The sequence below is a fragment of the Helicobacter bilis genome (assembly GCF_900198365.1).
Classification (GTDB): Bacteria; Campylobacterota; Campylobacteria; order Campylobacterales; family Helicobacteraceae; genus Helicobacter_A; species Helicobacter_A bilis_B.
In genome coordinates, this window is record NZ_FZMS01000021.1 from 1 (window position 1) to 19,538 (window position 19,538).

At 34.8% G+C, this 19,538-nt stretch carries 17 protein-coding genes and 2 pseudogenes; 10 read left to right on the forward strand and 9 right to left on the reverse strand.

Translation table 11 applies throughout. The annotated features are described in order from the left end of the window. Nucleotides 1–392: 392 nt before the first annotated feature. The 5 genes and pseudogenes from C6H08_RS03345 (at nt 393) to C6H08_RS03365 (ending at nt 5,996) form a co-directional block, all read left to right on the forward strand. On the forward strand, nt 393–1,742 hold the full coding sequence (locus C6H08_RS03345; RefSeq protein ID WP_034564017.1) for a sodium-dependent transporter: 1,350 nt from the start codon (nt 393–395) through the stop codon (nt 1,740–1,742). An 8-nt stretch (nt 1,743–1,750) separates the two neighbouring features. Then, complete coding sequence (locus C6H08_RS03350; protein WP_034580298.1) at nt 1,751–2,827, forward strand: M24 family metallopeptidase; 1,077 nt, start codon at nt 1,751–1,753, stop codon at nt 2,825–2,827. Nucleotides 2,828–3,043: 216 nt separating this feature from the next. Next, nucleotides 3,044–3,853, forward strand: coding sequence for a sulfite exporter TauE/SafE family protein (locus C6H08_RS03355; protein ID WP_034564012.1), 810 nt, complete (start codon nt 3,044–3,046; stop codon nt 3,851–3,853). Next, on the forward strand, nt 3,850–5,274 hold the full coding sequence (locus C6H08_RS03360) for a M23 family metallopeptidase (protein WP_034580295.1): 1,425 nt from the start codon (nt 3,850–3,852) through the stop codon (nt 5,272–5,274). Before C6H08_RS03355 ends, C6H08_RS03360 begins: the two co-directional genes overlap by 4 nt. Nucleotides 5,275–5,288: 14 nt before the next feature. After that, nucleotides 5,289–5,996, forward strand: a pseudogene (locus C6H08_RS03365) (glycosyltransferase family 25 protein). Between the two features lie 132 nt (nt 5,997–6,128). Here the strand turns inward: C6H08_RS03365 and C6H08_RS11465 are convergent. The 9 genes and pseudogenes from C6H08_RS11465 to C6H08_RS03415 form a co-directional block, all read right to left on the reverse strand. Then, nucleotides 6,129–6,539 (reverse strand): hypothetical protein, encoded by a 411-nt coding sequence (locus tag C6H08_RS11465; RefSeq protein ID WP_052092825.1) that lies wholly within the window; start codon nt 6,537–6,539, stop codon nt 6,129–6,131. A 23-nt stretch (nt 6,540–6,562) separates the two neighbouring features. Continuing rightward, nucleotides 6,563–6,925: pseudogene (locus C6H08_RS03375) on the reverse strand (DNA methyltransferase); the annotation flags it as partial. A gap of 25 nt (nt 6,926–6,950) precedes the next feature. Then, complete coding sequence (locus C6H08_RS03380; protein WP_034563777.1) at nt 6,951–7,748, reverse strand: DNA-methyltransferase; 798 nt, start codon at nt 7,746–7,748, stop codon at nt 6,951–6,953. Nucleotides 7,749–7,751: 3 nt separating this feature from the next. After that, the gene (locus tag C6H08_RS03385) at nt 7,752–8,534 is read right to left on the reverse strand and encodes a type II restriction enzyme (RefSeq protein ID WP_034563779.1); all 783 of its coding nucleotides are present in this window, start codon (nt 8,532–8,534) and stop codon (nt 7,752–7,754) included. Between the two features lie 198 nt (nt 8,535–8,732). Then, entirely contained in the window at nt 8,733–9,713 is a 981-nt protein-coding gene (gene mua, locus C6H08_RS03395) for a nickel-binding protein Mua (protein ID WP_034580417.1), read from the reverse strand. Between the two features lie 24 nt (nt 9,714–9,737). After that, on the reverse strand, nt 9,738–10,085 hold the full coding sequence (gene hypA, locus C6H08_RS03400) for a hydrogenase/urease nickel incorporation protein HypA (protein WP_034563783.1): 348 nt from the start codon (nt 10,083–10,085) through the stop codon (nt 9,738–9,740). A gap of 11 nt (nt 10,086–10,096) precedes the next feature. Further along, on the reverse strand, nt 10,097–10,696 hold the full coding sequence (locus tag C6H08_RS03405; RefSeq protein ID WP_034563785.1) for a hypothetical protein: 600 nt from the start codon (nt 10,694–10,696) through the stop codon (nt 10,097–10,099). A gap of 68 nt (nt 10,697–10,764) precedes the next feature. Next, complete coding sequence (locus C6H08_RS03410; protein ID WP_034563787.1) at nt 10,765–11,202, reverse strand: hypothetical protein; 438 nt, start codon at nt 11,200–11,202, stop codon at nt 10,765–10,767. Next, nucleotides 11,199–11,525 carry a hypothetical protein gene (locus tag C6H08_RS03415; protein ID WP_034563789.1) on the reverse strand — a complete coding sequence of 109 codons (327 nt, stop codon included), beginning with the start codon at nt 11,523–11,525 and terminating at the stop codon, nt 11,199–11,201. The genes C6H08_RS03410 and C6H08_RS03415 overlap by 4 nt, the downstream gene beginning before the upstream one ends. Nucleotides 11,526–11,582: 57 nt before the next feature. Between C6H08_RS03415 and uvrB the strand changes: the two genes are divergently transcribed. From uvrB to rpoD, 5 genes are all read left to right on the forward strand, one after another. Next, the gene (gene uvrB / locus C6H08_RS03420; protein WP_080745709.1) at nt 11,583–13,565 is read left to right on the forward strand and encodes an excinuclease ABC subunit UvrB; all 1,983 of its coding nucleotides are present in this window, start codon (nt 11,583–11,585) and stop codon (nt 13,563–13,565) included. Nucleotides 13,566–13,869: 304 nt separating this feature from the next. Then, nucleotides 13,870–14,427, forward strand: coding sequence for a hypothetical protein (locus C6H08_RS03425; protein ID WP_034563793.1), 558 nt, complete (start codon nt 13,870–13,872; stop codon nt 14,425–14,427). Nucleotides 14,428–14,456: 29 nt separating this feature from the next. Beyond that, nucleotides 14,457–15,098: a LysE family translocator gene (locus C6H08_RS03430; RefSeq protein ID WP_034580411.1), complete on the forward strand. Its 642-nt coding sequence runs from the start codon at nt 14,457–14,459 to the stop codon at nt 15,096–15,098. 179 nt (nt 15,099–15,277) lie between these two features. After that, complete coding sequence (locus C6H08_RS03435; protein WP_407717332.1) at nt 15,278–16,711, forward strand: Do family serine endopeptidase; 1,434 nt, start codon at nt 15,278–15,280, stop codon at nt 16,709–16,711. Between the two features lie 109 nt (nt 16,712–16,820). Then, on the forward strand, nt 16,821–18,719 hold the full coding sequence (rpoD, locus tag C6H08_RS03440; RefSeq protein WP_034580409.1) for an RNA polymerase sigma factor RpoD: 1,899 nt from the start codon (nt 16,821–16,823) through the stop codon (nt 18,717–18,719). Nucleotides 18,720–19,538: the final 819 nt, after the last annotated feature.

Consider the following 19,538-nt stretch of genomic DNA (forward strand, 5'->3'; position numbering starts at 1 on the left):
CCCCCCCCCCCCCGTTTATTATTTATTCGCATGGTGTTTGTAGTTTCTGCATTTAGATTGTGTTGTGAGTTTTTATTTGTATGACTAGAGCAAGTAGAAATATTGTTTTGCATATTATGAATACCTTAAAATTTTAGATTATGTTAAAAGCAAGATGTATGCCAGAAAAACTTTGTAATTATAGCATTTAAAGTTGCAAATATATTTTTGGTTACCAGAATCTATCATAAGACAATTAGCAATGAAAGCAATATGCCATTAAATTCATAAATTCAAATATACGAGATTTGCCAATATAGAATTTACGCATTAAAACCCATAAAAAAGTAAAAAAACTATAAAAGTTTGCTAGAATAAAAAACTTATTGCAAAAATTACGCATAAGGAACTGAATGCAAAAAGATTTTGGAAAGATTGGATTTATTTTGGCAGCACTTGGCAGCTCTATTGGCTTAGGGCATATTTGGCGGTTTCCTACAACTGCGGGTATGAATGGTGGCGGGGCGTTTGTGTTGCTTTTCTTAGGTATTGCCTTATTTGTGGGTGTAGCTATGCTTGTAGCAGAAATGCTTGTGGGACAGCAAGGGAGAAAAAATGTGCCTGATAGCTTTAAAGAGATTACGCAAAATCCTAAGACTTCATGGCGTTTTGTGGGCATTACTTTATTTGCTGGTCCCTTTATTTTGACATTTTATTGTGCGGTGCTAGGCTGGGTTTTATACTATCTTGTATCTGTTAGCTTTAATCTACCCGCAGATTTTGCACAAAGCAAGGCTATCTTTGAGACTTTTAGCTCACATACAGAACAGATTTCCTATCAGATTCTCTGTTTTGCTATCATTCTAGCGATTACTGCATATAGCATTGTGTATGGGATTAAGAGTATTGAGAGATTAAACTATGTATTAATGCCTTTACTTTTTATTATCTTTTTTGGATTGCTTTTTTATGCGATGAGTTTGCCTAGCTTTGGTGAGAGTGTGGAGTTTATGTTTAAGCCTGATTTTTCAAAACTCACTTCAAATACCATTATCGATGCTATGGGACAGGTCTTTTTCTCTCTCTCACTTGGGGCTGGGACAATCATCACTTATTCGTCACATGTGAATAGAAATCAGAATCTTTTTGCAAGTGCATTATGGATTGTTATCCCCGGGATTATTATCTCTATTGTTGCTGGGCTTATGATATTTACATTTGTGTTTGCCTATGGTAGTAGAGATGATGTAGCTGGAGGTCCGGGGCTAATCTTTGTTGTATTGCCTGTTATGTTTGGACATCTTGGCGCACTTGGTGGCTTTTTGTGTGCGTTATTTATGATTGGGCTATTGTTTGCTGGATTGTCTTCTACCGTGTCTTTGCTTGAGCCATGTATAAAATATCTTACTGATAAGACAAAGTATAGCCGTGCAACTCTTACTTATATGGTGAGTTTTGGTATATTTTTAGTGGGTATTATTGTGATCTTATCGATGAATACGAATTATCAAGCAACTCTTACTTTCTTTGAGAAGAATCTATTTGATTGGATTGATTGGATAAGTGCGAATATGCTACTTACTTGGGGGAGTTTCTTTAGCTCTTTATTTATTGGCTATTTTGTATCAAAGGATAAATTGCGTGAATGGACTAAAGGCTATCTTAAAAGCGATGTTGCCTTTTACTTTTGGCTGTATAGTTTGTGTGTATTAGCACCATTGATGGTTATTGTGATTTTTATTAATCGTATTCAAAGATTCTAGGGATATGTATGGAAGTAAAAGATTTTATCACTCATGATGAAAGTATTATGTATTATCTATGCGGTTATAGTGCAGATAGTGCCATTCTTATGCGTTTTGGCAGTGAGTTTAAGTTTATAACAGATGCGCGTTATAGCACAGAGGCAAATGAATTATGTAAGAAAAATATTGCATTAGAGATTATTGAATCTAACGATCTTTTGGGAGAGGCAAAAAGGCAAATCACACAGCATAATATTAAGAATCTTAGCTTTGATCCTATGCGTATGTGTGTGGAGGAATATCATAGTCTAAAAGATATTGTATCACTTGCATCCATGCCAAACTTCACACAAATCATGCGTATGAAAAAAAGTGATGAAGAACTCAAGATTCTACAACAAGCACAGATTCTAAACTTAGAGGCAATACATGCTTTTAGTGAATATGTATCAAAAGAGGGCAAGGAAAAAAGTGAGAAATTTTTATGGTATAAAATCGCTGATACTTTGAGTAACTATGGGCAGTATCCACTAAGCTTTGAGCCTATTGTAGGTATTGAAGGAAATGCAGCAAAGCCACATGCCCTGCCAAGTGATACGACTTTTTTACAAAATGGCGATACACTTTTGCTTGATTGCGGATTGAAGTATAAGAGATATTGTGCTGATTGCACTCGCACTGCACTTTTCTTTGATGATTCTATAATTTTTCAAAAAGACCAAGATTTTATGGTTTTAGATGAAAGCACAAATAAAGATAGACTAAGCACACACGAAAAGCAAAAGATTTATGATCTTGTCAAAAAAGCACAAATAACTACGATTGAGAATCTCCGCTCTGGCATGAGTGGCAAAGAGATAGATTCTATCGCAAGAGATATTATTGAAAAAGGCGGATATGGTAAGTATTTCACACATAGCACAGGGCATGGCATAGGGTTAGATATACATGAGATGCCCTTTATCTCTCGCCGCTCTGAAACAATCATTGAAGATGGCATGGTTTTTTCTATCGAACCCGGAATATATATCCCACAAACCTTTGGTGTGCGTGTTGAAGATTTAGTGGTAATAAAGCAAGGCAGGGCTGTTGTGCTTGGGTAGGGTTTGTTTATGTGGTTTCTGTGTCATAGCTACTAGATTGGAAACTAAGCATTTCTATCCTAAAGCAATCAAAAAATAAATTCCAATATTTTTTACTCATAGTAAATATCACCTCAACAGATCTTTATGAAATAAGTCTTGCGATACCACAAAATCACTGCTTTTTTTATGTTTTCTGTTATAATTTTGCCTTGATTTTAAATAAAGTTTGGCATTATGGAAATTGTGTGTTTAGCGATACTTGGGATTATCACCGGCAGCATTTCTGCTTTATTTGGTATTGGTGGAGGTATGATTATCGTCCCTTGTATGCTATATTTGCATTATCTTTTACCTGAATTTAGCTTTTCTACACATGATGCTGTTGGCATTTCTGTTATGCAAATGATTTTTTCATCAGTATTTGGAAGTGCTATAAATATTTTCAAAAAGAAGAATTTGTGTTTAGATTCTGCGATATTTTTAGGTGTTGGCGGATTCATTGGTGCGGCATTTAGTGGTGTTGTGCTTATGTATATCGCAGAAAAGCATTTAGCTTTAACCTTTCTTTGTGTGAGCCTTTTTACATTCTATAAATTCCTTTTTAGTGTGAAAAAAACGCCGCAAAAAGTAAGTCTCACAAAAGCAAAGCAAAGGGGCATACTTGTTATAATTGGGAGTTTGACTGGTGTATTTGCGATTTCGCTAGGCATTGGTGGTGGTGTTATGCTTGTGCCTTTGCTTATGTATTTTTTGGGGTTTGATACAAAAAAGATTGTGCCACTTTCACTTTTTTTTATTATGTGTGCAGCATTGAGTGGGACATTTTCATTTGTAAGGCATGGCGTTATAACAGATAGTGTGCTATATGCTGGGCTTTTGCTTGGGTCTTTTTCTCTTGTTGGGGTGGTAATAGGCACAAAGTTAATTGATAGTATGAATGCACAAATACATTATAGAATCTTGGTTATTATTTATCTAGCCTCTATTATCGCAACTTTAAATAAGGTGCTTGGATATTATGGCATTATTAGGGGTGGTGTATGAGACGATTGATTTTAGCTGGAATGAGTTGTGTTATCTTTATCTCCATTTTTCTTTTACTGCATACTTCAAGCTTTGAGAGAATCCCGCCAAATCTAGAACTTTATGTATTAAAAGAGAATGATAAAATCTTACATCAAATTCACACTTCATTTTTTAACCCTGAAAATACCATTCATTTAAATGCCTATGATTCAAGTGGTCTTGCATCATATCATGTAAGTGTTACAGATAAAGATGGCAAGGTGTTGGTTGAAGAGAATGAGGTATTGCTAAAAAAGACAGAAGAGCTAGATATCGCATTGCCAAAGATCCCAAATCTAGCCGATGGCGATGAAGTCTTTTATCATGTGAGTGTGAGAGACTGGAGCAATTCAAACTTTTTTCGTGGGAATGAAACAAAGATTACAAAACATTTCATTATCAACAAAAGCACACCGCAAGTGCAAGTTATCGCTGCATCAAAGCAAATCATGTATGGTGGAAGTGCGCTTATCGCCTTTAGTATTCAACAACTAGGGCTTTATGATAAGACAAAAGATTCCGGAATAGATAAAGTGATAGTAAGCAATGGGCATGATGAGTTTGAAGCCTATCCTTTTAAGAATAAGCAGGGAAAAGTAGTCTATCTCTCACTTATTGCATGGCCTATTAAAAATACATTTTTTGATGGCACGATACAAGTTATTGATAGTGCGATGAATGAAACAAAGATTCAGATTCCAATTGCTACAAATGTAAATTATCCACGCAGAAAGTTTAATATGCTTATAAGTGATTCTCGTCTGCAAACACTTATTAAAAGACTAGAAGATAATGTAATCATGCCGCAAGATTTAACAACAAATATTGAAAAATTCCAGTTTTTTAATGAAACGATAAGACATCAAGATAATCAAAGGATAGCAAACTTTTTTCAAATATCAAAGCAAACAAATATAGAATCTAATATACCAAGATTAAATGTCTTTGCCCCCATAAAAGAGTCGCAAACATCTGGTCGTTTTGGCGATGAGTATATATACAAATATCATAAAGAGCATGTGGGTGCTTCTGTGCGATATGGTATAGAGTTTATCGGGGAACGCGATATGCGGGTAATAAATAGCAATAATGGCATGGTAGCCTTCAAGGGCAATATCGGATCGTATGGGAATCTTGTGGTATTAAATCATGTGTTAGGACTAAGCTCAATTTATGGCTATTTAAACGCAATCCCAACATTGCCAAGACATATGCAATCTCTTATGCAAATAGGGCAAATGGGTGCTAGTGGCTTTGCTACTACCACTAGTCTCTTTTTTGCGATACTTGTGCAAGGGCATTTTGTAAATCCAAATGAATGGCTACAAGCAGAATGGATTGATACAAATATTAATCAAGTGCTTGATCGTGCGGATAACTTTGGCGTGAAACAGAAATGATAAAAGGCTAGGATATGAAAATATTTGTTATTAATTTAGAGAGATCAAAGGATAGAAAAGCACACATGCAAGAAAAGCTTAGTTTGCTAGAAAAAGATCCACTTTTTAAATAGCTAGATTTAAGCTATAGCTTTTTTAATGCGATAGATTCTAAAAGTGAGGGTTTTAAAGAATATAAAGCAATGTTTAATCCTATATTATGCTATCTGTGGCATGGTAGAATCTTAATTGATAATGAAATCGCATGTTATGCGTCTCATTATAGCCTTTGGGAAGAATGTGTGCGACTTGATGAGCCAATTATTGTGCTAGAAGACGGTATATTTTTTGAAGAGCATTTTTTGTCTGCCCTGCAAGATATGAAACGCACGAGATTCTCATTTGTGCGATTTTTTACTTCTGCAAGATCTAAAGATAAATACATTTACAAAATTGATAACTCAAACTATCACTATTCACTAAAAAATACCAATGGCACATCAGGCTATTATATTACACCGAGTGCCGCTCAAGTATTTCTTACACAAAAGATATGGGATAGCCCCGTTGATATTTATATGGAGCATGTTGCCCTGCATCATGTTGATAATATTATTTATAAGCCGTTTATAGTGGGAGAAGATAGCATTGCCTCGCATTCTACAATCATAAATGCTGATGGCACGCATAGATCAATCAATAAGGGGGGGGGGGGTAATACCCCTTGCATTATAGAATCTTAAAGCCACTCTATCGCACATATATACAAATCAAACGCGCCTTATTTAAACTTAGCTATAAACCACCACGCGTAGTGTATAAGTAAAGTCGCGTATAAAGACTTTTTAATAAGCTAAGAATTGTGTAGGTGAGATTTAAGTTTTAAAATCTATCTTACTTGGGTGTGTGTAGGGCATGGAGTGCAAATCTGCCCTGTCATAAAAGGCGATAATCACATAAACATTGAGCAAACTCATAAGGCTAAGGCTATCCCATTGCAGATAATCCCTATCGCCATTTATTCCCTCATCTTTGATTAGTGGGATTATCGTTACTACCTTGTTTGTGCCACTGCTAAAAGTATCATACACTCTAGCATAAGGATAAGATCTTGTGCGTTTGGGGCTTACCCATTTGCTTATAGCAAAGCTTTTATTCTCAAAATTTACAATACATTTGCTAGGCAAGTCATTGATATTATCAAAATCATATTGCACTAAATCCTGTCCAAAAGATTTTGTGCAAGATTTTATATAAGAAAAATTCTTTATCTTTGCGTGTAGCATATGTATTCCCTATGCGTTTGGATTTACTTCACAAGCATTTTTAAAACATTATTATACAACCTTAAATCACTTATTTTAGATACTATATCTTTAAATTTAGAATCTAACTCCCCCTTGCGCTTTATGCTTAAATTGATAAAGCTAGATTCTTTTTCAATACCTACAAACTGCCTACCCAAAAGATTTGCGGCAATACCTGTGGTGCTAGAGCCTGAAAATGGATCGCAAATGATAGAATCATCATTACTTGCCATTAAAAGCAATCGCACCAAAAGGGCTAAGGGCTTTTGTGTGGGGTGTTTGCCAAAGGTCTTTTCCCAAGGAGCAATCGCTGGGAAGCTCCACACATCACGCATTTGCTTATCATTGTTTAGCTTTTTTAGAATCTAAGCTCAAAAACGATGGTTATCTTCAAAACAAAGAAGCTTCATTGCGATTTTGTGAAATTTGCAACTTAAATTCATCTTTGATTTTTCCTTGATTTGCCAATCTATCAAGTATCATTTCATAATAAGGTTTATGTAATTCACAACTTAGCCATTTTCGCTTCAGCTTCTCACATAGCACAAGTTCACCGCCACTTCCACCAAAAAGGATAAAGACAGAATCTCCCTCATTTGTGCAAGATTTTATCAGCATTTCAACTAAGCCTAAAGGAATCTGACAAGAATGAAAGGTTTTATCCTTGCTGACATTTTTGACTAAATCAAAATAAAACCAAGAATAAGGCATTCTACCCTTATGCCCTTCTTTTAATCTTTGCAAAATTCTCTTGTCAGTTGGGTTTTGATAAGGCAGGGCGATATTGTCTTTATAAAAATGATTATCCTTTGTTTTTGTAGCGTGAAGTATGCTTCTGTGGGCAGTAGTAAGTCGCCTTTTGCTATGTCCAACATTTGTATTATATACCCATACATATTCTTGCACATCATAAGCAATAGAATCTAAGCATTTAACCCGCAAATACGCATTTTGCTTAGGATAATTCATCATAAATAAATTTCCACTAGGTTTTAATACACGCATAGATTCTGTTGCTAATTCACAATACCATTCTATATAATCCTCCCATTTTTGCGTATATTTTGAGCCATTATAATTAATGCCTACATTATAATCCGGGTCCCCATACACCATATCCAAGCTAGAATCTGGCAAAGTCTTTAGCACCTTTAGCACATCATCATTATAAAGTTTATTAAATTTCATTTATTACCTTACCAAAACATATTCACACGATTTTAAAAATACAATAGAATCTAAACGCAAAGGCTCACTAAAAGTATAAGCCCAAAGCTTTAAGCTTTCATTTTTTCTTACAAGATACACGCAAATAATTTTCTTAAAATTAAGCCCAGAATTATAATAATACAAAAATGGGTGGTAGATTTGATAAATATTAAAATCTTTAGGTTCTCCATTTTTTGCCTCAAAGATTCCAATCACGCCGTTAAACTCTAAGGTTAAATCAATCTCTATTTGCTGATTTTTTGCCTCTATCTCTTGTGTATCAAAGAAATAATTTAAGGTTGTTTTTGTTCGGTGAGGGAAGTAGGTTTTGGGGCGATTTTCTATACTTAAATTTTCAAATTCTAAATCCTCTCCAAACAAAAAGTGATGTAATATTCTTTGATTATTTGCCACACTTAAGATATTACTCTCGCTATCATTGTATTCGTTTAAAAGACTTTTCTTATATTGCCAATTTATGCTTTTTTGTAAAGCTTCAAAAGGGTGATAAAGCTTATCAATACCCTTTATAAACTGATGATAGCCACCACCTAAATGCAAAATGCAAATATTTTCATTAATGAAACTTTGTGGTAGTTTTTCGCTAGAATCTAATTTTGTAGCATCAAATGGATTGCCAAAACCATATTGTTGAGATACTTCCTTAACCAAATCATTATGAAAAATGAAATCATTTCTCTTCTCACAACGAGAATACAATTCTTCCAAAACTAAATGTTTCTTACTTTTATTATTTTTATTCATTTTCATACTCCATTTTTAAATATTTTTCAATCCACAAAAAAGTCCATATCTCTATTTGTAGCCATAAGTGTGCTTAGAAAAGTTTCAAATGGCAATGTATTTTTCACAATTATTCCTTATGTGTTGTGCGTTTGGATTTACTTCACAAACATTTTTAAAAGTTATTAAATGAAAATTTAAAGTATTCATTTTAGTTTCTCATTTATTTCTTGCTTTAAATGCTTCTAAAAACTCATCAGCACTTTTTTGGCTAACTCCCTCTTCTCTCAAAACATTGGAGAGTTGGCTTAACATCTCTTCTACCCTTTCTTTCTTTTTGTCAATGCGTGCTATTCTGTCAGCCTGTGTTTCTTCATCAAAGTTATTTTTATCTAAAATTGTTTCTTTACGAGGTGTTTCCTCAAGGGTTGCTTTACTTGACATACCGCTTAAAATATTGCTTGATTGACTTAGTGTTTTGGGTGTGCCAATGGATATATACTCATCATCTATATCATTTATCTTGCTTCGCATTTGCTCTTTAAAATTATCTTCTTCTGTTAAATCTCTAAGTTCTATATGGAGTTTTTCATTTTTTAGTTCAAGCTCACTAATCTTATCTTTTAAGCGAAATAATCGCTTAGCAGCCTTAAGATATACATCATGCAATTCTTGTGGATAGATTATCTGTGCTGCCCTTGCCATAGCAGTTGCTCCATTTTTTACATGCACGCTTACCACATTTAGTGGCTGAAACTCTGCGATGATTCCACTGAAATCAAGCGGGTTAGAATCATCATCTTTTGCTAAAGCAAAGCTTGTTTGTGTATCAAAAGATTCCATACTTGCTGCTTGTTTGTTTTGCATGATCTTATTTTTATAGAGTTGGGCTTTGTTTTGCATTTCTTCGATTTCAGTTTTTATTTTTGCTAACTCTATATTTGCATCTTTTAATAGATTGTTTGCTTCTGTAATCTCTGCGTTTAGATTCTTTAATTGCTTTTCTTTTGCTTTAATGAGAATCTCATATTCTTGCATACTCTCTATAAATTCTTTTTTCTTACTCTCAAAGATTTTAGCAATCTGCCATGCTTCCTTGATGGTTTCAGCCTTAGCAACAAACTCAAGAAAAATCTCTTGCTCATCGATATTCTGCACGATATGTGCTAATACTTCCCTTTCATCTTCTTGCAAACTCAAGTGTTACTCCTTATGTAGTTAATTTCAATCGGCTTCAAGGCTTAGGCTCTCAAGCCTTATATCTCGCCCTTGCGTGATATGTGTATTTTTACTTTTACAACTTGGGCAGATTGGATTATCTAGGCTATGAAAAGTGTTTTTACAATCCTTGCATTCTAACAAAAGCTTTTCTATTGTAAGCGTTAGGGTTGCATCTTTTATAGAATCATATTCTGTCTGCAAAACTTCAAAAGCACTTTGCAATAAGCTTTTATCAATGTTTGATCGCTCACCCACACTTACAACGATATTTTGCACCTTTGCTGCATTATGCTCTTGTAAATGTGTCAAGCAAAGCTCAAGAAGTGAAGCTACAATGGAATATTCATGCATATTTTTCCTTATTATTTTATCTTTGGTTTTAATAATGCTACATGAAAATTATTTTTAAAAAGTGGCATACTCTGCATAAGCCAACCAAATAATGCTACATTGCTATCAAATACTGCATTATACAAATCTAGCGTATTTGCAAATGGTAACCACAAGCTAAAAGCCATAAGCATAAAGACCGCACAGATTCTATCAATGCAATAGCAAATCGCAATCACACAAGAAATAAGCAGGATTTTATATCCTAAGGGTCCATACGCCCAATCAAAGATTCCAAAAGCATTACCTGCAAATAATAACCACAAAATAGCTAAAAACAAGAAACCACGATAACTTATTGTAAAATCTATTTGATTAACAAATGTTCTAACAATAGAAAAAAGGCAAATAAAAAACAATAAAAAGCTAGGTGTATCAAATATACTATAAAGAAGCATGGAAAAGCTTATATGGTGTATGGGAATCATGCTTAGTATAAACGCAAATAGGCTAATTACTCCACGCGTAAATGGCTGTAAAAATGTGCCAAAAAAAAGCCGCACAAAAGAGAGTATGCCAAGGGCTATTGCTGCACACATAAGAGAGTATGTAAAAAGTGAATAATAAATCATTGTCTGCCTTTATATGCTGAATGCTTTTAATTTAAGATAAGATTCTAAACTATATGAGATAATATAGATTATATAGCCACAGAATCTAGCTTTTTGCCACTTGCTTGGGCGTTTAACTTTTGTATGTATCCGTGATAGAATTTAGATTTTTTATTTTTTGAATGGCGTAAAAGGTTTAGAGATTGCCTACTAGATTCTAAATTCTGTTTATTGTCATCTTTGCAGGTATAGGCAAAATCCCTGCGGATTATGTAGTTCTTTGAAAAAAGCAAAATATCCTTATTTAAATTTATTTCAGAATCTAAACCTTGCTTAGATTCTCTATGAGATGTTTCGCTTTGCTCAACATGACAGGTTATCTTGGATTCTAGATTCTTTTCTATTTGATTAACAGCAAGACTTTTGGCTACATTCTGCGGAGATTCTATGGTTGTGTTATCCTGCGTATTTGAATCCATTTTTACGCCATTACTATTATTCATAGATATTTGATATTCCGCTATCATTCTTGCGTTCTGCTTAGTGTTGTTACAAATTGCTCTAAAAGCCTTTTGCTTTCATTAATCTCTTCTCGCATTCTATAAATCTCTATATCTTTTTCTTCGCCTTGAGCTTTCAAGGTGCTAATCTCTAAGCCCATTTGTGAGATTTTTTCTTCTTTTTCTAGTAGTTTAAATTCTAAATCTTCGATTTTTTTATTATGCTTTGTTTCAAGTAGCTGCTTTACTTCATGGACTAATGGTAGTAAGCCTACGCCTTCTTTTTGCTGGGCTGCGCTAGATTCTGTATTCTGCGTATTTTCGCTGTAATTATTGTGATGATTTTGCATGACTTCTCCTTAAGGCAATAAAGTTTCTGTATAATTGTAGCTAAAAAAGGTGTAATGATGAAAACAAATCTATTTAATTTGACTTCAAACTACAAACCAGCAGGCGACCAGCCACAAGCTATAAATTTCCTATGCAAACAGATTAATAATAATGAAAAATATAATACTTTAATAGGCGTTACAGGCAGCGGTAAGACCTTTAGCATGGCAAATATTATACAAAAGCTCAACATGCCAACACTTATAATGAGTCATAATAAGACTTTGTGCGCCCAGCTTTATAGCGAGTTTAAAAGCTTTTTTCCGCATAATCATGTTGAATATTTTATCAGCCATTTTGACTACTATCAGCCAGAAGCCTACATTCCGCGTAGAGATCTATTTATAGAAAAGGATAGCTCCATTAATGATGAGTTAGAGAGGCTGCGCTTATCGGCTACGACTTCACTTCTTGCCTATGATGATGTGATAGTTATAGCCAGTGTATCAGCAAACTATGGTTTAGGAAATCCTAGTGAATACCTTACCATGATAGAAAAGCTAGAAGTCTCTAAAACCTATCAGCAAAAAAGGCTTTTAACAAAGCTTGTAGAAATGGGCTATACGCGTAATGAAACAAGCTTTGAGCGTGGCTGTTTTCGCGTTAAAGGTGAAGTGGTGGATATTTTCCCCGCGTATAATGAAGTGGAGTTTATACGCATTGAGTTTTTTGGCGATGAGATTGAGAGAATTGCGGTATTAGAATCACTTGATAATACTTTGGTAAAAGAGCTAGATTCCTATGTGCTGTATGCGGCAAATCAGTTTATCGTTGGGGAGAATCGCTTGAAAAATGCGATTGTAGAGATAGGGCAGGAATTGCAAGAGCGATTGAAATTCTATAAAAGTGAAAATCGAATGTTAGAGTATGAAAGGCTAAAATCACGCACAGAATTTGACCTTGAGATGATAAAAGAAAATGGCATTTGCAAAGGTATTGAAAACTATGCGAGACATTTAACGGGTAAAAAGCCCGGCGAAACCCCTTTTTCACTACTTGATTATTTTGAATACAAAAAAAAGCCCTATCTATTAATCGTTGATGAAAGCCATGTGAGCTTACCGCAATTTGGCGGTATGTATGCAGGGGATAGAAGCCGCAAGGAAGTATTAGTAGAATATGGCTTTAGACTGCCTAGTGCACTTGATAATCGCCCATTGCAATTTGATGAGTTTATTAATAAAAATGCTAACTTTTTATTCGTATCTGCTACACCAGCAGAACTAGAGCTATCACTAAGCAAAGATAATGTATGTGAGCAGCTTATCCGCCCGACAGGATTGCTTGATCCAGAATTTGAGGTAAGAGATTCTAGAATCCAAGTCAAAGATTTATTGCAGGAAATAAAAGTTTGTGTTGAGAGAAAAGAGAGGGTATTAATCACAACTTTAACGAAAAAAATGAGCGAAGAACTCGCAAAATACTACGCAAAAGAGGGCATAAAAATCGAATATCTACATAGTGAAATCGATGCGATAGAGAGAAATCACTTAATACGAAATCTGCGTTTAGGCGTATTTGATGTATTAGTAGGGATAAATTTATTGCGCGAAGGGCTTGACTTACCAGAGGTTAGCCTAGTGGCGATTATGGACGCGGATAAAGAGGGTTTTTTACGCAGTGAAACAAGCCTTATACAAACAATGGGGCGGGCTGCCAGAAATGTAAATGGCAAGGTGATTCTATACGCAGAAAAAATCACAAATTCCATGCGTAAAGCTATGGACACAACGACTTATAGACGCAAAAAACAAGAAGAATTTAATAAAAAACACGGAATCATTCCAACTTCAGTAAGCCGCAATGTAGAAGAGGAGTTAAGACTAGAAGATAGCACAAAAGTCTATGATAAGATGAGTAAGAAAAATAAGATCCCAGCAAAAGAAAAAGAAAATCTTATCAAAGACTTAAAACTAAAAATGCTTGAAGCAAGCAAACGACTTGACTTTGAAGCTGCTATACAACTAAGAGATGAAATCGCTAGATTACGAAGTTTGTGATTACTTGTTTTATGTGTTTGTCCTAGTGAATGTTTTTATTTGCGGTGGAAAATATATTTTATGATGAAAGGTTTTAAGCTATATTTTTATGCCATTAAGTGCCACAATGCATCCCCTGATTAAAAAATATATAAACCCACAACAGACTTAAAAACATAGAACAATTCTAGTTTATAAAACCATTCTATGCAACCCTGCATACGCCAAAATAGTAAGAAATATGGAATGGATAGCTAAGGACTTACATTCATTGTGGAATCTTAATTGCTTAAGCATCATTGATTTTTAATAAGGATATTATTTTATGCTGCGATATATTGCATTATTTGGTATGATGATGTCTGCATTTGTATTAGCAGATACTTTTTTAAATGAGGATAGTCAGTCGTTTCAAAAAAGTAAAGATGATCCTAGTATGCTTGTCTTTGTAACTTCTCATGTTATACCCATTACTCCAGAGTTTGTGCAAAATACGCCTTATGGACGCATGATAGCTATTCCGCAAGAAGCATTAAATCCGCAAAACAACACAAATATAGTAGCAAAAGGCATGTATAATCATGGCAACTACACGATCTTTCGATCCGATAACAACAACATTACTTTCTATCGTCATACACGCAATACGACAAGGCAATATACGCGTATGGCACCAAACATTTATAAGGTAACGCATTTTGCAGGGAGTTTTTATAAAGTTGAGCCTATGCCACCAAGAATCACGGCTTGTTCCCTTATTATTTCACGCACTTTTGAAGCACAAAAGACTTCAAGTCCGCAAGTTTTACTTGATTTAAACAAAGTCCCAAATCAAGGTGTAGCAGACATCTTACTTGAGTGTCCAAAGCCACCTGAATATTAGTTATCCATAAGATTCTAAGGTTATAATGTATGAGCTTATTAACACTTTTTTTACTTGCATTTGTTGGAGCGATTACACCCGGACCAGATATTTTGCTTGTCATGCGTAATACTCTGCTATTTGGCTTTATGCAAGGCGTAAAGATTCTAAGCGGTATTGCTAGTGGTTGGATTGTCTATTTGGCGGTGCTTTATTTTGGATTTGGCTATCTTTTTAATGGCAAAATAGCACAGATTACATTAAGCACTCTTGGGGCAATTTATCTAGCCTATATTGCCTTTATACTTTTTAAAAAGAGTGCAACACATATTGATATTCCAGATTCTAATCTACAAAATAATAACTCGCAAGTCTCTCAAGTTTCTAACACCTTAAAGGATAAGCCAGACACCTATCTTAAAGCCTTAATCATTAATCTATCAAATCCAAAGGCAATTTTATTTTTTAGCGTCATTGTTGCCCCATTTATGGAATCTAATCCGCTTATAAGTCTATCTGTGCTATTTTGTGGTTTAAGTAGTGCGTTTTTTTCTGTTATTTTACTTGCTACTTTTTTTAGGAATCTAATTTGCGATAGGGTTTTTCATATTATTGATAAGATTTGTTCTATCCTTTTTGCTTGTTTTGCTATCTTATTACTTTATCATGCGTATGATATTTTTATGTCGTGATGTATTTAAGATTCTAAGAGTTGGCAAGACATTTAAAATGTATAAGAAAATGCGATATTTATGTCGTTTATTTTGTTGTTTAAAAAATTTTTATGAAAACATATTAGAATCCTTGCATGTTTAGTTTAGGATACTATCTTAAGGAGTTTAGAAATATGAAAAAAACAAGTCGTTATACATTGGTAAAAATGCTTACGATAATGCCACTAAGTCTTTGTTTAAGTCATGGGCTTGATGTAGCGGTTGCCCCCTCTTTCACTCGATCTACACCTTCTAGCAATGCAAATGTTGTCTTTTCTTACCACGAAGCGATTAAAAATGCTACAAAGGCTGTTGTAAATATTACAACTGAAAGGAAGGTTGGCGGTGGCAATTCCCCTTTTAATGATCCATTTTTTCAGCAATTTTTCGGCGATATGGTGCCACAAGATAGACTTCAGGGTGGTATTGGCTCTGGTGTTATCATTGCAAGTAATGGTTATATTGTAACAAATAGCCATGTGATTAAAGGTGCAGATAAGATTCATGTAACACTACCCGGTGATACAAAGAAATACCCCGCAAAGCTTATTGGCGAAGATTCTCAAAGTGATATAGCTGTCATAAAAATAGAGAGAAATAACCTACCGATACTGCCTTTCGCTGAAAGTAGTCGCTATGCTGTTGGCGATGTGGTATTTGCGATTGGTAATCCCTTTGGTGTGGGTGAGAGTGTAACGCAAGGTATCATTTCTGCGTTGAATAAGAATGGTTTTGGGATTAGTAATTATGAAAACTTTATTCAAACCGATGCGAGTATTAATCCGGGAAATTCTGGTGGAGCTTTAATCGATAGTAGAGGTGCATTTATCGGTATGAATACTGCCATTATCTCACGCACCGGTGGGAATCATGGCATTGGCTTTGCTATCCCTTCTGAAATGGTAAAAAGTGTAGCTACTGAACTCATTAAAAGTGGTAAGGTTAGGCGTGGCTTTCTTGGTGTAAGCATTAAAGATTTAGATTCTGATATTGCAAGCACTTACGGCGATGCACAAGGGGCATTAGTCGTTGGTATGCAGGCAAATTCACCCGCACAAAAAGCGGGATTAGCTGTATGGGATTTAATCACTGCGGTAAATGGCAAACCTATCAAAAGTGCAGCTGAATTGCGGAATCTAATCGGGTCTATACCACCAAATCAAAGCATTACACTCACGCTTTTAAGAAACAATATGAAAGGTGATAAAGCAAGCCTTGAAACAAAGCAAATAAAGCTAGTCCTTGCAGAGCAACCTCAAAGTAGCACAACGATAAATCAGCCAAGCAAAGTAGCACCAAGTGGTGGCAGTGCATTTGATGGATTAAGCATTGATAATCTAACAGGGCAAGTGCGTCAAGTCTATCGTGTGCCAAATGATATTAATGGGGCACTTGTAAGCAATGTATTGCAAAACTCAAAGGCACAAGAGTTAGGATTCCAAAAGGGTGATGTTATCTCACAAGTAGAAAATATGCCTATCAAAAATGTAGCAGACTTTCAAAATGCATTGCAGGCATATAATGGCAAACCAAAGAGAATTTTAATCTATAATATCGTGAATAATGAAGTAAAAACCATTGTAGCACAATAATAGAATCTATCTTTTTACAATATGGCATAAAATAAGTGCATTTTATTAATATTTTATTTTTGTTCTGTCGATATAATGACTGATTCTAATCGCTTAGTAAGGAGTGAGTATGGCAGTGAGCAAATTAAATGAGAATAAACTCAATGAGAGTCTGGAGCAATTATTTAAAAGCACAAAAGAAGATTGTATTTCCTATGAGATGATCGCACAAACCATTGATACAGAACCCACAATGGCAATCTTACAAAAGATAAAAACACTTTGTAAAACCCATAAAAAGCAACTCATCAGCTCATCTGAAATGGCAAAGAACCTAAACGAGCAGGATAAGATTCAAGCAGATCTTATAAGGCAAAAAAACATGGAAGAATCTTTGAGCGAAGAATTTGACTTTCAGCGAGAAAGAGAATTGCTTGAATGGAGTAGGAGTGATAATCCTGTGCGTATGTATCTGCGAGAAATGGGGCAGATTCCATTACTAAGCAAGGAAGAAGAGATAAATCTAAGCAAAGATATGGAAAAAGGCGAAGATATTATCATTGATGCGATATGTTCTGTGCCTTATTTAATCGATTTTATTTATGATTATAAAGATGCTTTGATTAATCGAGAGAGAAGAGTAAAAGAGCTTTTCAAAAGTTTTGATGATCCACAAAGCGATGATGATTCTGATGATATTGAGTTTGATAGCTCTGAAGAAGAGTTTGATGAAGAAAATAAACCAAAAGCAAGAAAAAATACAAAAGCTGATGAAGCACGCATTGAAAAAGTGCTTGAAAGTTTTCAAGCCCTAAATGATGCAAAAAATGACTGGCTAAAAATTTTGCAAGAAGATAGTGAGTATGAAAGCAAAGGGCTTGTAAGAAAAGGTGATGATGAATTACTACACACACTTATACTCGCCCATAAGAAACACATCTTAAAGCAAAGGTTGCTTAGCTTAGGACCTACAAGTAAGCTTATTAATGAGCTTACAAAAGCTATGGAAAATAGCCTGAAAAATGATGATGGATTTGATAGAGAGCTAAAAAGATTAGAGTATAGACTAAATCTTTTTAATGATACATTGCGACAAAATCACCAAGAGCTTTTAAAAAATATTGCTAATATGACAAGGGAAGAGATTGTAGCGCAAGTCCCAGAAAATACAATGGTTGCAACCTATGTAGAGATACAAAAACTCTATCGCACAAGGGAAGCAAGTAAGAGTGGATTTAATCTTGAGCCAGAAAAACTAAAAGAGATTCTAGAGCAAATTAAGCGGGGTAAAAGGATTTCAGATACCGCTAAGACAAAGATGAGTAGAAGTAATTTGCGTCTTGTTGTAAGCATTGCAAAGCGTTATACCAATCGAGGTTTGCCATTCCTAGATTTGATACAAGAGGGCAATATCGGGCTTATGAAGGCAGTCGATAAGTTTGAATATCGTAAACAATACAAGTTTTCAACCTATGCGACATGGTGGATAAAACAAGCAATCAGTCGTGCCATAGCCGATCAAGCGCGCACTATAAGGATTCCAATCCACATGATTGATACTATCAATAAGATTAAGAATCTTATGCGAAAACACGCGCAAGAAAAAGGCGAAGAACTTGATGTAGAATCCATTGCAAATCAAGTTGGCTTAAGTGTAGATAAAGTTAAAAATGTCATCAAAATCACAAAAGAGCCAATAAGCCTTGAAGCACCGATAGGCAATGATGATGATGGTAAATTTGAAGATTTTGTAGAAGATAAAAGCACGATGAGTTCCATGGATATTATGCTAAAAGAAGATTTAAGAGAGCAAATTGATAATGTATTAGACCAGCTTAATGAACGAGAAAAAGCGGTGATTAAAATGCGTTTTGGTTTGCTTGAAGATGAAAGTGATAGGACGCTAGAAGAAATCGGCAAAGCATTAAATGTTACACGAGAGCGTGTAAGACAGATTGAATCAAGCGCGATTAAAAAGCTTAAACACCCAAGAATAGGCAGACAATTGCGACAATATCTTGGCGGATAAGGAAATTTTAAATCACACTTTAGGGTTAATATATCGCTAAGTGTGAAGGCTATGAAGACATGAAGTTATCTGCCTTGCCATCCCCCACAAAACGCTTAGGTATCGATATAAAAAAATATTGGCATACATAGAACCTTGTTTCAGGAAAATATGGAACCTTTATAAGTATGTATGGGTAAAGATGGCTATGAAAAAGTACCTAGTATTCTAAAAATCGCACTTACCACTATATTTACAGAATGCTTGAGGAATTAATTTAATAAAGTGTTTTTAACCAAAAAGAATTAAGCCATTTTAGAACAATACAAAAGGCAACTTCAACACCCATATTGACATCAACATGTAAGGTTTTTATAGTGCTTGAATAAACAAAAGTCCGCTAAACTTAATCTTATGCACTTTAATACTGATGGGCCAAGTAGCGATATTATTGCAACAAAAAAAGCAAATAGAGAGATGTTGAATAATAGTAAATATTAAAACTATTGGGGGAGCAGATCGAACTGCATATCGTAGCCCAGCCTCTTCCGCTAAGCACATCGCCTACTTGCCAAGAGCATTATATCACAAAATCTATGCTTGGAGGTATTGGCAAAACCCGGTTATCCACCATAGCTTTCAGGTTATTTGATATACTTTGTGTACCATTAGTATTAAGTATCATTTAACCGCGATTCTTCTAGTTTAAGAAAATATAAAATATCACTTCCTTGCTTTCTTTCTTGTACGCTTATATGTTGTTGTGGAGTAAAGCCATTTTTCACACTTTGCCTTATTGCCTTTATACTTAACTTCATCTTTTAAAAGCTCATATTTTTC